The organism is Halomonas smyrnensis AAD6, from assembly GCF_000265245.1.
GTDB lineage: Bacteria > Pseudomonadota > Gammaproteobacteria > Pseudomonadales > Halomonadaceae > Halomonas > Halomonas smyrnensis.
The window spans coordinates 24,444-37,866 of the sequence record NZ_AJKS02000006.1 but is presented as its reverse complement, the minus strand read 5'-3'; the positions used below and the strand labels follow the sequence as shown (position 1 = coordinate 37,866).

Here is a 13,423-nt window from a genome sequence, read left to right as displayed (position 1 = left end):
TCTGGCGATCCGCGCGGCCTCGGGGCTCGCGACGAAAGGTCGCGTAGCCGCCGGTGGGCGGCTGACGACACGGCCGGCCGGGCCGGCCCGTGCGCCTCACTCGGGCAGGCGCAGTTGCTGCAGCAGGGTCTGGCGGGCGTGGGCGACCCGCGCCTGGCGCAGGGCCTGCGGCCTCCATACCAGGTAGTAGTGGATCTCGTGGGTGCCCACGGGGGAGGCGATCTCGGCCAGCTCGCCCCGGGCCATCTGCTGGCGGCAGAGGTACTCCGGCATCACCGACCAGCCGAAGCCCTGCATGAGCAGCTGACGCTGGGCCCTCAGGTCCTGGTTGACCACGTAGGGCACCAGGTCGTCGGCGCCGATCCGGTTCTTTTGCAGCCAGCGCTCGATCATCGACAGTTCCAGGTCGTAGGCCAGCAGCGGGGTCTCGCGGATGTCGCCGGCGAAGTCGTCGGACGCCGCCAGCCGTGCCGCCACCGCTGGCGCGGCCACGGGCAGTACCCGGCTGGTGAAGAGCGGCTCGCTCTTCAGGCGGCCGTCGACCACCGGGTGGGCCGAGATGCCCAGGTCGCAGTGGCCTTCCAGCAGCATGCTGGTCACCATGTCGCCGCCACCGCTATGCAGGCGCACCCTCACGCCCGCCTCGAGCAGCGGCAGCAGCCGCTGGCCGAGAATCTCGGCCATCACATCGGCATGCCCGACCAGCTGCAGCACCCCCGAGATATCCATCGACCGCGCCCTCGCCGAGGCCAGGGCGGCCTCGGCGGCGTCCAGCTTGTCGCCGATGTCCATGGCCAGCGCCTCGGCGGCGGCGGTCGGCGTCACGCCGGTCGGCGAACGCTCGAACAGCGGCCGGCCGACGGCGACCTCGAGCCCGGCGATGTGCTGCGAGACGGCGGGCTGAGTGAGATTCAGCGCTCGCGCCGCGCCGCTGATGGAGCACTGGCGATACACCTCGATGAAGGTGCGCATGCGGGTCAGGGACATGGCCGATCCATAAATTTTCTTATGACCCCGGCAGCCTAGCATTGTTACCCCTCCGACACCCGTCAGGCCTAGGATGCCGACATCGAACGTCATCCACGCCCCCGACGGCAGGAGGAATCATGTCCAGCGAGAACACGCGCCACGATCTGCTCAAGGTCCTGAACAGCATGAAGCAGCGCCAGGCCGCGGCCGGCACCGCCGACGCGGCCCTGCGCAAGGACCGCCTGCAGCGCGGCATCCGGCTGATCCGTGACCACCACGAGGCGCTGATCCAGGCGATGAGCGACGACTTCGGCCATCGCAGCCACTTCCAGGCCGGCTCCTCCGACCTGGCCGGCAGCATCAAGATGCTGCAGCACGCCATCGACCACGTCGACGAGTGGATGCAGGCCGAGACCGCGGAAGCCCCCGACCCCGGCATGACCACCGAGATCCACTATCAGCCGCTGGGCGTGGTCGGCGTCATCAGCCCCTGGAACTTCCCGATCAATCTGGCCTTCGGCCCGCTGGCCGGGGTGTTCGCCGCCGGCAACACCGCCATGCTCAAGCCCTCCGAACTGACGCCGAGGACCTCCGATCTGCTGGCCGAGCTGATCGGGCGCTACTACGGTCCCGAGGAGCTGGCCGTGGTGCTGGGCGAGGCCGACGTGGCCCAGGCCTTCAGCACGTTGCCGTTCGACCACCTGGTGTTCACCGGCAGCACCGCGGTGGGCCGCCACGTGATGCGCGCCGCCGCCGACAACCTGGTGCCCGTGACGCTGGAGCTCGGCGGCAAGTCGCCGGTGCTGGTGTCCCGCGAGGCCGACCTGACCAAGGCCGTGGAGCGCACCCTGACCGGCAAGACCTTCAACGCCGGCCAGATCTGCATCGCGCCCGATTACGTGCTGCTGCCGGAAGAGCAGACGCGGGACTTCACCGCCCTGGCCCGGGACTTCCTCGCCCGCAGCTACCCGAGCATCCAGCACAACGACGACTACACCGCCATCGTCAGCGACCGGCACTACCAGCGGCTGATCTCGCTGCTGGAGGATGCCCGCGAGAAGGGCGCCGAGATCGTCAACCTGGGGCCCGAGGACGAGCCGGCCTACCGGGAAGACAGCCGCAAGATCGCCCCGCACCTGGTGATCGGCGCGACCGACGACATGGCCATCATGCAGGAGGAGATCTTCGGGCCGCTGCTGCCGATCCGCACCTTCGACCAGGAGCGTGAAGCGGTGGCCTATATCACCGGCAACCCGCGCCCCCTGGCGGCCTACTACTTCAGCGAGGACGCCGAGGCGCAGCGGGCCTTCGCCGAGAGCACCATCTCCGGCGCGCTGGTGGTCAACGACGTGATGGCCCACGTGTCCATCGATTCGCTGCCGTTCGGTGGCGTCGGCCCCTCCGGCATCGGCGCCTACCATGGCGTGCACGGCTTCCGCCGCTTCTCCCACGCCAAGCCGCTGGTGGTGCAGAGCGAGGAAGGCCAGGGCAACCTGCGGCTGCGCGCGCCCTATGATGACAAGTACGCCGAGCTCAAGGCCCTGCTCGAGGGCTGAGCCTGCCGCCCGACCGCCGAATGACACGACCGAGAGGTGACCGATGAAGATCCTGATGGTGCTGACATCCCACGACGCGCTGGGCGACACCGGCCACAAGACCGGCTTCTGGCTCGAGGAATTCGCCGCCCCGTACTATGCCTTCCGTGATGCCGGCGCCGAGCTGGTGCTGGCCTCGCCCGAGGGTGGCCAGCCGCCGCTGGACCCCAACAGCGAACTGCCGGACTTCCAGACCCCGGCCACCGAACGCTTCCGCGAGGACGCGCAGGCCCAGCATGCCCTGGCCGGCACCGTGCGCCTGGACGAGGTGAACGAGGCCGACTTCGATGCGGTGTTCTACCCGGGCGGCCATGGCCCGCTGTGGGACCTGGCCGAGTCGCGCACGTCGATCGAGCTGATCGAAGCCTTCGAGCGCGCCGGCAAGCCGATCAGCTTCGTCTGCCACGCCCCGGGCGTGCTGCGTCACGTGAAGGCCGCCGATGGCGCCCCGCTGATCCGGGATCGCCGGGTCACCGGCTTCACCAACGGCGAGGAAGCCGGCGTCGGCCTGACCGAGGTGGTGCCGTTTCTGATCGAGGACGAGTTCCAGCGCCTGGGCGCCCGCTACGAGAAGGGCGAGGACTGGCAGTCCTACTGCGTCGAGGACGGCCGCCTGATCACCGGCCAGAACCCCGCCAGCTCCGAGGCCGTGGCCCGGGCCCTGCTCAAGCGGCTGGGGTGACCGCGGGGCCACGCGGCCCCGCGCTTTCCCGGGGCCGCGTCCGAGGGCGCGGGCCAGCGACTCCCTTCCCGGCGCCGCGCACCGACGCGGCGCCGCCTCACTGGTACTTGTGCTGCCAGCCCTTCACCGCGATCTGCTCCTTGAGCAGGTCCAGCATGTCCACCAGCACCTGCTCGGTGATCCGTTCGGTCTCGGGGTCGGTGCGCAGCCAGGCATCGAAGCCGCTCTCGGCCAGGTGTTCCACCAGGGCGGAGAACTCCGACGACTTCAGCCCCGCCAGCGCCTCGTCGACCAGATGGCAGGCCAGGTCGGAGAGCGAGGCCTCGAGCCCGCGGGTCAGCGGGCCGCCCATCGGCAGGCGCGCGAGCCGCCTGAGCTCCGGGCTCTCGGCCAGGGTGCGGCCGACCAGCCCGCGCACGTAGCGCAGGGTGTCGTCGCGGTGGTGGGCATAGGCGTCGCCGGCCATGGCCTCCAGCCGCTGGCTGATCTCGCGGATCAGCGCCTGCTTGCGCGGCTGCACCACCCGTTCGATCACCGGCGCCGAGAGCCCGTCGCCGGCGCGGATCTCCTGCTGCACGTTGTCGAGCATGCGGATGGCGATGCGGTCGGTGAGCTCCTCCAGCAGGATGTCGTAGTACTTGGCGGCCACGCCGTAGAGGTACCAGCGGCGCACGTCGATCAGGCCCATGCGCTGCAGGCGGTGCAGCAGCGAGATCACGCGCAGGATGCGCAGCAGCCGGAAGCCGCCCAGCGGGATGCAGCCGAGCACGTCGTACCAGTGCACGAAGGGGTAGAAGAACCAGCGGTGGTAGTGGCGCTCGGCGATGGCCACCGCCCAGCCCAGCAGCACGTCGAGCAGGAAGATGCCGACGAACGCCAGGTCGATGGTGAGGAAGTTGGCGTGGATATGCCGTTCGTAGGCGCCGTACAGCCCGGGGGCCACGGTCTCGAAGGCGGCGTTCAGCGGCGGCAGCAGGAACAGGCTGTCGAACAGCAGCAGCCCCAGGTTGGCGATCACCAGCGCGATGATGAACAGGTCCCACACCAGGTGGGCCCGTTCCAGGGCGGGCGAGGTCGTGCGCGTGGCAGGCATGGCGCCTCCTTGAGCTCGATGCCGAAGGGTCGCCTCTCATCCTAAAGCCTCGATCCCTCCTCGACACCCCGGGCGTATCCAACATGACGGCGCCGCCAGGCATTCGGACGCTTGCCGCCCCGTGCCGTCAGGCGCCGCCTCGCCACTCCTGGAGCAGGCGGCTCACCAGCTCGCCGGCGGGGAGTTCGCGCGCCAGCGGCGCGCCCTGTCCGGCCCAGTGCGCCGCGAAGTCATGATCGCCGCGCTCGGCCGCCGCCGCGTGGAGCCGCTTGGCCGCGTCGTACGCCACTGGATAGGCGGGCGGCCTGACTCTGGGCATGGCCCCGGTCGTGGCCCCGGTCGTGGCCTCGGCATGGCGCATCAGGCGATTGAGGATGCCGCGCGCCGGGCGCCCGGACAGCGCCGTGGTCATGCGGGTCGTCTCGGCGCGCTCGCTCTTGAGGGCCGCGCGATAGCCCTCGTTGGCGGCCGATTCCGGGCACAGGATAAAGGCCGTTCCCAGCTGGGCGGCGCAGGCGCCCAGCGCCAGGGCCGAGCGGATGCCCTGGCCATCCATGATGCCGCCGGCCGCGATGATCGGCAGGTCCATCTCCCTGACCAGCCGGCGAACGAGCACGGCGGTGCTCAGCCGCTCATCGTCCGCCGCCGGATCGAAGCAGCCGCGGTGCCCGCCCGCCTCATCGCCCTGGGCCACGATGGTGTCGACGCCCGCTGCCTGGATCTCGCGCGCCTCCCGCAGATTCGTCGCCGTCGCCAGTGTGTAGATGCCGGCCTCCCGCAGCGCGCGTATCCGCGCCTCGGGCGGCAAGCCGAAGTGAAAGCTGACCACGGCGGGGCGCGTCTCGAGCAGCATCTCGAAGGCCGCCTCGTCCTCCACGAAGCTGCGGTAGATCTCGTCGAGCCCCGCCGGCGGCTCGCGGCCACTCTCCCGGAACAGCGGCGCCAGGTGCGACAGCCAGGCCGCCTCCCGGGCCGCGTCGCGCTGCGCGGGGGCATGGCAGAAGACGTTGACGTTGAACGGGCGGGGCGTCAGCGCCCGGGTGCGCTCGATCATCGCCCTAGCCTTATCGACGCCGCTGGCGCCGATCCCCAGCGAGCCCAGGCCGCCGGCATTCGACACGGCCGCCGCCAGCTCCGGGGTGGCCACGCCGGCCATGGGCGCCTGGATGATTGGCTGGATGCCCAGCCGGTCGGTCAGGGGATTCGACGATGTCATGGGCACGGCCTCCACGAGTGCGGGATACGGTGGCGTCGGTTGACAGCAGTGGGCGGCATGGCGTCTTTTATCGGCGCGCCAGCCGCTGCGACGTCGCCCGAGCCGGGCCCTTGTCTCTACCCGGCCGCCACGAGGTGGCGCACGACGCCATGGCGGATAGGGAACGAGAAACAGGGGAGTGTGGGATGTACGTCGAGAGTGTGGAAAAGGAAGACTACCGCGAGCTGCTGGAGGTCTGGGAGGCCTCGGTCAGGGCAACGCACGACTTCCTGCGGGAAGACGACCTGCTGGAGCTCAAGCCGCTCATCTACGAGCAGTATTTCGGCGCCCTCGACCTGACCTGCGTCAAGGGCGAAGGCGGTGACATCCTGGGCTTCTGCGGTGTGCAAGGCGGCAAGATCGAGATGCTGTTCGTCGCGCCGCAGGCGCGCGGCGCCGGCATCGGCGCCTTGCTGCTGGATGACGCGGTGGCCGCCCAGGACGCCTCCCGGGTGGACGTCAACGAACAGAACCCACAGGCGCTGGGCTTCTACCGCCACAAGGGGTTTACCGTCACCGACCGCTCGCCGCTCGACGGCTTGGGCAAGCCCTATCCGCTGCTGCACATGGCGCTGGTGCCCACGCCGTGACGCGCCGCGCCCCTGGCCACGACGGTGGCGCCTCAGCCCGCCAATAAGCCCTCGCCGAGCGCCTCGCCGAGCCTATCCACCGCGGCGGCCAGCCTCTCGTCGATGACGTGGAGATACTCCGTCCAGTCGTCGACGTGGTTGAGCTCCGCCTTGCCGTCCGAGATGCCGCGCAGCACCACCAGCGGCACGCCGAAGCGGGTGCAGGCGCGCAGGCAGGCGTAGCTCTCCATGTCCACCATGTCGGCGGCGATGGCGGCATAGGCCGCGCCCGAGACGATGTTGGCGCCGGTGGAGAGCGACGCCTCGGGGATCCCGGGAATGCGCAGCGGCAGGGACAGGATGTCCGGCAGGTCGAGGAAGGGCGTCACGCCCTTCTGGAAGCCGAGCGGCGAGGCATCCATGTCGCGGTAGGCCACCGAGGTGGCCTGATAGACCTCGGTCTGCTCCAGCGCCCGGCTGCCCGCCGAGCCCAGCGACACCACCAGGTCTGGCCGTTGCCCGCGCGCCGAGAGTTCGGCCAGCGCCGCGGTGAGCTCCACCGCCGCCTCCACCGGCCCCACGCCGGTCATGAAGGGCGTGAATCGCTCCCGCAGATGCGGCCCGTATTCGGCGTCCGCCGCCATCACGAACAGCACGGAGCGCCCGCCCAGCGTGGTCAGCGGCGCCGGCGCGCGTGGTGTCTGGTTCATCCCGAAGTCTCCCGCAATTTATGAATGCCACCATCATGGCGGGCAGGCGCGTTGGCGCCAAGCGGGCGAGGGCGTGAGGGAGGCGAGCGGGTCGCTCCCGCAAGACCGACCTAGATCAAAGGCCTAAGTGAAATTGTCACCAAGTGGTGACATTATAACGCCCTCGTTCTAGGCTGATGGATCAGCCAACCAGCAAGGGACTGCCATGGCCGATCACTCCACCGAATCCCGCATAACCTTGCATCCGCACTCTCGGCGGGTGCGTATCCTTGCTGGCGACACCCTGATCGCCGATACCCGCAACGCCATTGAGCTGCGCGAAAGCGGCTATCCACACCGTCACTACATCCCGAAAGAGGATGTGGATATGGCGAAGCTTTCGATTTCCTCCACCGTCACCCACTGCCCGTTCAAGGGCGATAGCACTTATTACTCTCTGCCCAATATCGCCGATGTGGCCTGGAGCTATGAACCGCCGATCGACGAAATGCAGGCGATTGCTGGGCGGTTGGCGTTTGATGCAGACAAGGTGGCGGAGCTTGTGGAGTGACGACCGCTATCGACCCAAAGCGGACATGCTGGCAAAGGCAGTAAGCACGTTCATTGGCAGCATGCGCGATTATTGGTGTTATATAGCCACGTCAACGAAAATGCACTGAAAAATCAATCGATTGATGTGGCGGCATAAGAATGTTGAACGCGCGCGCTCGTCCAAGTCAATAAACGAGCGCGCTGTCTAATACCTGTTATACGTAAGGAGTGCCATGTATCTGTATGAGCTGGCTTACCCCGGGACATGGCTTCAGCTTGAGAGTGCTGAGGTTCGGTTCGAGATAGAAGGCGCGCTGCGTGCACTTGAAGGAATTCTGACCGAAGCAGCTATAGCTCTGTCAATGTTTGAAGAGAGTCAAAGTCAAAGACCTGATCCCCGTAATGAGTGGGAAAGAGATGCTGAGATAAGGCGACAAGCCGAGGATGAAATTAGGAAAGAGGCTGGCGACGATTACTATCAGAATTTCGATGAGCATCGGCTTTTGTCGGAAAAACGAGTGAGGGATAAAAAGGTCGAACTCGGTATATTGCCACGTTCTTACCTACATAAAATTCCGTTTATTCATGCTCACACGTTTGTATACGCTGTTGATTCGTTTGGTAAATATTTAGAGGTTCTCCAGGAGTACGATGAGATTTCCGGAGAAATTGAAAAGTGCTCACATGAATTTGATCGTCTATTGCCATCGGTACGAAAAACCAGAAACTCAGCGCTTCACATAGAAGATCGTTCCCGTGGTTACGGGCCACCCCGGGATAAGAAAAAGGGTAAGAAAATGGTAGTCGAAGGGTTTTTAGGGTTGAGTAACTTGGAGGGCAATAGTCTTTGTTACACCATTGATGACGGGAGTTACCAGAGAGTCGAAATTAGCCCCGAAGTATTGGGGATTCTCGTCAGTCTGGCGAATCGAGTGTTGGCTAGTTTTGAGTGGAGTGGGCCTGCACGCATTGAGCCAAGTTATTGAAACGTATAACCAAGCCAGGCACGGCGACGCCTTTTTCGTTGCGGCTTCGCCTCCACTACAAAGTCGCACATGCTGGCGGCGTTAAAAAAATCTAAAACAGGAGCAAGTCTATGGCCCCGCCATTCGATAAGGAAAATCGCAACTTCGAATACTTTCCTACAATCCCTCCTTCTGGAATCGAAAAGACTATAGTTAATGGCTGGGCGGTCCTCTGCACTTGGCCCGAGGAAGGTTACATTGATCATTCAAGTTTTTCTTTTGATGATTCAGCATCTGAGGCTATTTTCGAAACAAAATATCATCATCAGCTCATACACGAAATCGATAATGAAATAGATAAGCGTACCGAGCGTGGAGCGCTTCCGTCAGGCGGCGCATTCCTGAATATTGAGCAAGGAAACGTCTATATTCGCTGGGTCTCTCGTGAGGAAGCTGAACTTGCGAAAAGCTGTCACCACCATGCTCAAGCAGTTGAAGAGCTTAGGGAAGAATATAGTAGGGTTCTGAATCAGTCAGAGGTAGAGGCTTTATTTTCAGCTCACGCAGAGCTATCAGGTTTATTTCTGCCATCTCCTTCACCTAATTACTTTAAAATTCATCCTCGAGTATTCGTTGTAGGTCAAGAAACGCGTGGGTGGCGTAACAAAACCTGCCCTATTAAAAACGAGTTTTCAATTAACGACGCTGTGCTTGATGCGTCAATGAAGGTATCTCAAGAGTTTTCCTCTTCGGGAGCGAAACAAAGTACATTTTTGCAGTTCTATAGAAAGCTATCAGCCACAATCGATCCTGGCTCTAGAGATGGGGCTCTTTGGTCTAACCAGTTTTGTGTGAGTCATAATTCGGGTAGCCCTGTAAGCCTACCCCCTGTGGAATTTGATATTGTTAAGAAGCTCTCTTTTAAACTGCTTCGAGCACAAATTGATATCTTGAAGCCGAGTGTCATCATTTTTACAACTGGCCCTAATAGGGATAAATATATAAAAGAATGTTTTCCCGAATATGAGACCGTCGATATAATCGAACCTCGGCGTTTGTGGCACTTTAAAATCGGTGATGTCAACTGTATCCGCACGAGTCATCCTCGCTGGGTCGAAGGAACAGAGTACTTGGATCGTGCGATTAAAATGGTGCAAGAGCTTTCTTAAAAAATTAGTTCGTCGGTGATGTTTTAACAAATGGCGCCACGCGGACGCACTAAAGTGCGCCGGTGCGCTTTTGCGTTAGAAACGAGGGGGGGGACTGTGAAAAACTTGCTAATCGGTAACGGCCTTTCTATTTCAATTTCTTCAGACTTCTCCTACTCGTCGCTGCGTGAGAAGGTCACTATAGAGTCCTCTCCCGCTGTAGACCGCTTGTTTAAAAAGTTAAACACTGTAGATTTTGAGCATCTCTTAACCAAAGTTCGAGATGCTAGAGATGTAATGGAGGCGATCACTGATGGACAGATAATTGTGAGCCAGTCAATTAGTGATGAGATTCGCGCCAAGCTGATTGAAGCTATACAAAGCATGAACCCTCGTGGCCCTATGGACCATGGACTAGATCCGCAGCAGTTAAATGAAGCGATAAAAAAATATAACAACACATTTACCACAAACTACGACATATATCTTTATTGGGCCCGAAAGGGTCGAGAAAGATTTAATATTGTTGACTTTTTCTTTGAAGATGGGTGTTTTGATCGAACGAATGTAGACAAGCGTGGAAGAGATGCGATTTACTTTTTGCACGGGGCGCTCTTTATATTTGAAATCGACAGCAAGATAAAGAAAATAAGCAAAGGGGGGCATTCCACGTTAGATGAGGCTATTCAAGATCGTATAAGCAAAAAAAATGGTTATCCTCTCTTTATTTCCGAGGGCTCGCCAGAGGAAAAACTTGCAAACATCAAAAGTAACCAGTACCTATCATTCTGTTATGATGAGCTACGCTCAATGTCAGGCGAGTTAGATATATATGGGCATAGCCTGAACCCCAGTGTTGATGGTCATATTATCGAAGCTGTTAAGGATTCAGCGGTAGAGAGAGTGCGCTTTTATCAGTTCAAGCTTAATGAATGGAGTAAAGGAGAGAAAGAGCATCTTAACTCAACCTTGAATTCTAGATTGGGTGTCAAAGTAGAGCTTCATGACTCATCGGAGCATGACCTTTGCAAGTGGAGTATCTTTGAGGGTTTCTAACAAGTGGCTGTCGTCGGACGAACTGCGCTAGCGCTCCGGTACGCCGCAAAACCAAGGCGTTATATCTGCTCTGGCTGAATGTCCGCTTCTGGCCGATTTCGGATCCTGAGGCCGATACAAGCCCCTGAGATCCTTTTCACCGCTTGAGGCGTGCATTCCTCTGTGGCCCCGTTCGTGAGCCAGGCAAGGAGCTGTGGCGTTCTATTCCAGTCATGAACCTGCTAATGYCCTGAATTCAAGCAACAARCGCAGCACCTGCGGTATCYARGGCKCCTGAATATTCCCCCAGGAACACCTGTGCYGGTGTGCGATASCCGAGACGCTTTCGGGGTCGGTCATTCAGCTTCTCGACCACCTTGCGYAGCTTGGCATCGGTGACCTGTCGAAAGTCCGTTCCCTTGGGGAAGTACTGWCGTATCAGGCCATTGGTRTTCTCATTGGTCCCACGCTGCCCGGAGCAGTAGGGATCGCAGAAGTAYGTCGCTGCCGTTACYGCYTGGGCCACGGTCTCGTGATCAGCGAATTCCGAGCCGTTRTCCAGGGTGATGGTCTGGACGGCACCGCGGCGAGGYTTYAGCAASCGRATCATGGCCTTTTGYGTCAGCTCCGCCGAWAGCCTGGGCAAYCGTGCCGCCAGCAGGTARCCACTCCGTCGCTCGACCARTGTYACCAGGCCCGAYTGTTTGTGYCCCTGGACCACGGTGTCACCCTCCCAGTGRCCAATGAAGCGCCTGTCATYGAYCTCAGCCGSRCGATGCTCGATGCCCACRCGGTTGGGAATCTTGCCRAGTCCWGCGCTCTTSGCTTGRGCCCGGTGCTTGCTSCGCCGCTTGGGCTGGCGGAGRTGCTKCCAGAGATCGCCACCGCGGGCCTTGTCATCCCAGATTAAGGAATAGATCCACTGGTGACTGACGCCGACGCCAGACAARGGCGCCATGAAACCGCTGATCTGCTCYGGGCTCCATTCCTCTCGCARCCGRTCGAYGACAGCGGCAATCATGCTGGGCAAGCGCTTTGTCCTCTTCCAGGCGGTGCGWCGCCGATGATCACTGCAGGACTGYGCCYGCTCAGGATCGTAACCGCTGTCGGTGGCGTTRCGGCGCAGCTCCCGGCTGACCGTGCTGTTGTGGATGCCAAGCTCTCTGGCRATYTGACGTCGGCTCATGCCCACGTCATGACGGGCATAGATCTGGTATCGTTGGGTCTGGGTCAGCTGTCGGTATCCCATGCTCTGCTTCACTTTGGTAGGTGAGCCGAGAAGGGTACCGGCGCTGCCCCTCCCGCCTCTACCTCGTGGKCCAAAGTGCTGCRKTTATTCTATGAATCCAGGCGCGAAACCACCCTTCCAGGAGGACCTTGAGGGGCGGTCAGCGTGCGTAAAGAAAACGACCGTTTATTTGCTATATAGAACTGCTACACTTTGATTTTCCTGAGGTGTTATATAGCCAACATCTAAGCCTAAATCTCTAAATTCATCCGATATCTCTTCAAGATCATGTTTTTGGTGCTGCATTAGAACAAAGAACGGAGCTTCAACACTGTTGATGTCTTCTATAAAAATCGAATTAAGCTCAATGTCGTCGTTTGAGAAGTAAAACTCAGCCATCATCTTATGAACTTCCGGCATCGAAGATCCGCTTCTCGCTAAATAATAAACATTATCACCTTCAGATCTCTCTTCCTCAATATAACTAACTGCTCCCGAGTTGTTTTGCATAGGAGAGATTTTGGACTTTACTTGCACTGAAGCCGCTCCGATATTGCCAACCCCCCCAATAACCACAGCAACCATGACATACTTAAACCCTATATTTTTCACCCCCTGAGCCGCAAAGCCAAGCAAAATTGAAAATGCGGGTAGCAATACAATATAATTTCTTCTAGTAGATATTGGAGAGTGGTAATCAATGGCGATCATGGTCAATGCAAAGACTGATACAATCAGTGTCAACTTTAAAATAATTTCAGCCCCATGAGTCTTAACTAAGACTCGACCCTTACGAGCAAGAGCGACTACCAAAACAAAAACTGCGATAAAAAATAGCGCTGCTAGATACTCCCGATACATTCCCCCACCAAGCTTCCCCGAAAGAATGTTAATTTGCGGCGTCAGCCCTGATGACAGGCTGGATATCGTAGATTGAAAGCCTTCTGATTTTATCCAAAAATTATCTCCTGACTTATCGCCGATACTTCCTTTAAAGAAGTGTATTGCCGGCCAAATAAAACAGATAACCCCTGAAAAAACAATTGACAACGACCTTAAAACATCCCTGCGCGACTCTATGAGAGAAAATATTATAATCAAACCAGCATAAACAAACCCAAAGTAATGCGTAAGACTTAACAAAACAGAGATTAAAGAAAAAATCAAAAACCTCTTAACACCTTCAAGATGGTAACCCCTCAGGTAAAATATTGTCAGAATAGATGCTAAAAACAGCATCATTGAATATGACCTTGCTTCTTGTGCATAGAAAGCAAAGAGCGGCGCAGTTGCAAAAAACAAAATAACCGTTTTAAACCCTACATCACTCATCTCATTCTTCGCCCAAGATGAGATAAAATATAGAGCCAGGGCAGCAAAAATGAAGCTTAGCAAGCGAACCTGCCTCTCTCCTTGTCCGAACAGGTCAACCCATGCCCCTAGAAGCATTGTATATAATGGAGGATGGACATCTGGGAGTATGAATATGTCAAACATTTCATTGAGGCCTAGTCCGGCAGCCGCAACTGAATAAAGTTCATCCCACCAGTATGAATACTGGTAAAAAATCCCTATCGCCGATAGAAGAACACCTAAAACAACAAGGGCATATACTACGTAGTTAAGCGCATTCCTCACCACAC

The 13,423-nt window shown here is 59.4% G+C and carries 13 protein-coding genes; 7 read left to right on the top strand and 6 right to left on the bottom strand.

Annotation, left to right across the window (positions count from 1 at the left end; translation table 11 throughout):
• Positions 1-96: 96 nt before the first annotated feature.
• A complete protein-coding gene (locus tag UYS_RS0208430; RefSeq protein WP_016855070.1) occupies positions 97-987 on the bottom strand; it encodes a LysR family transcriptional regulator in 891 nt (296 codons plus the stop codon).
• Between the two features lie 119 nt (positions 988-1,106).
• On the opposite strand from UYS_RS0208430, the gene UYS_RS0208425 reads away from it, so the two are divergent.
• Positions 1,107-2,525, top strand: coding sequence for a coniferyl aldehyde dehydrogenase (locus tag UYS_RS0208425; protein ID WP_016855069.1), 1,419 nt, complete (start codon positions 1,107-1,109; stop codon positions 2,523-2,525).
• A gap of 43 nt (positions 2,526-2,568) precedes the next feature.
• Positions 2,569-3,246: a type 1 glutamine amidotransferase domain-containing protein gene (locus tag UYS_RS0208420; RefSeq protein WP_016855068.1), complete on the top strand. Its 678-nt coding sequence runs from the start codon at positions 2,569-2,571 to the stop codon at positions 3,244-3,246.
• A 97-nt stretch (positions 3,247-3,343) separates the two neighbouring features.
• Here UYS_RS0208420 and UYS_RS0208415 read toward each other — a convergent pair whose 3' ends face one another.
• Positions 3,344-4,339 (bottom strand): ion transporter, encoded by a 996-nt coding sequence (locus tag UYS_RS0208415; RefSeq protein WP_016855067.1) that lies wholly within the window; start codon positions 4,337-4,339, stop codon positions 3,344-3,346.
• Positions 4,340-4,466: 127 nt separating this feature from the next.
• Positions 4,467-5,555, bottom strand: coding sequence for an NAD(P)H-dependent flavin oxidoreductase (locus tag UYS_RS0208410; protein ID WP_016855066.1), 1,089 nt, complete (start codon positions 5,553-5,555; stop codon positions 4,467-4,469).
• 185 nt (positions 5,556-5,740) lie between these two features.
• Here UYS_RS0208410 and UYS_RS0208405 point away from each other — a divergent pair, with 185 nt between their 5' ends.
• Positions 5,741-6,184 (top strand): GNAT family N-acetyltransferase, encoded by a 444-nt coding sequence (locus UYS_RS0208405; RefSeq protein WP_016855065.1) that lies wholly within the window; start codon positions 5,741-5,743, stop codon positions 6,182-6,184.
• Between the two features lie 32 nt (positions 6,185-6,216).
• Here the strand turns inward: UYS_RS0208405 and UYS_RS0208400 are convergent, their stop codons facing one another.
• Positions 6,217-6,873, bottom strand: a complete 657-nt coding sequence (locus UYS_RS0208400; protein WP_016855064.1) for a 5'-methylthioadenosine/S-adenosylhomocysteine nucleosidase — start codon at positions 6,871-6,873, stop codon at positions 6,217-6,219.
• A gap of 205 nt (positions 6,874-7,078) precedes the next feature.
• Between UYS_RS0208400 and UYS_RS0208395 the strand changes: the two genes are divergently transcribed.
• The 4 genes from UYS_RS0208395 (at position 7,079) to UYS_RS18005 (ending at position 10,573) form a co-directional block, all read left to right on the top strand.
• Positions 7,079-7,423 (top strand): DUF427 domain-containing protein, encoded by a 345-nt coding sequence (locus tag UYS_RS0208395; protein WP_016855063.1) that lies wholly within the window; start codon positions 7,079-7,081, stop codon positions 7,421-7,423.
• 214 nt (positions 7,424-7,637) lie between these two features.
• A complete protein-coding gene (locus tag UYS_RS18010; RefSeq protein ID WP_192813924.1) occupies positions 7,638-8,390 on the top strand; it encodes a hypothetical protein in 753 nt (250 codons plus the stop codon).
• A 110-nt stretch (positions 8,391-8,500) separates the two neighbouring features.
• A complete protein-coding gene (locus UYS_RS18465; RefSeq protein ID WP_156821581.1) occupies positions 8,501-9,538 on the top strand; it encodes a hypothetical protein in 1,038 nt (345 codons plus the stop codon).
• Between the two features lie 96 nt (positions 9,539-9,634).
• Positions 9,635-10,573 carry a DUF4917 family protein gene (locus tag UYS_RS18005; protein WP_192813923.1) on the top strand — a complete coding sequence of 313 codons (939 nt, stop codon included), beginning with the start codon at positions 9,635-9,637 and terminating at the stop codon, positions 10,571-10,573.
• A 235-nt stretch (positions 10,574-10,808) separates the two neighbouring features.
• Here the strand turns inward: UYS_RS18005 and UYS_RS17150 are convergent, their stop codons facing one another.
• Both UYS_RS17150 and UYS_RS18000 read right to left on the bottom strand, forming a co-directional pair.
• Positions 10,809-11,801 carry an IS30 family transposase gene (locus tag UYS_RS17150; protein WP_016855062.1) on the bottom strand — a complete coding sequence of 331 codons (993 nt, stop codon included), beginning with the start codon at positions 11,799-11,801 and terminating at the stop codon, positions 10,809-10,811.
• 165 nt (positions 11,802-11,966) lie between these two features.
• Complete coding sequence (locus UYS_RS18000) at positions 11,967-13,418, bottom strand: glycosyltransferase family 39 protein (RefSeq protein WP_156821580.1); 1,452 nt, start codon at positions 13,416-13,418, stop codon at positions 11,967-11,969.
• Between the last annotated feature and the right edge of the window lie 5 nt (positions 13,419-13,423).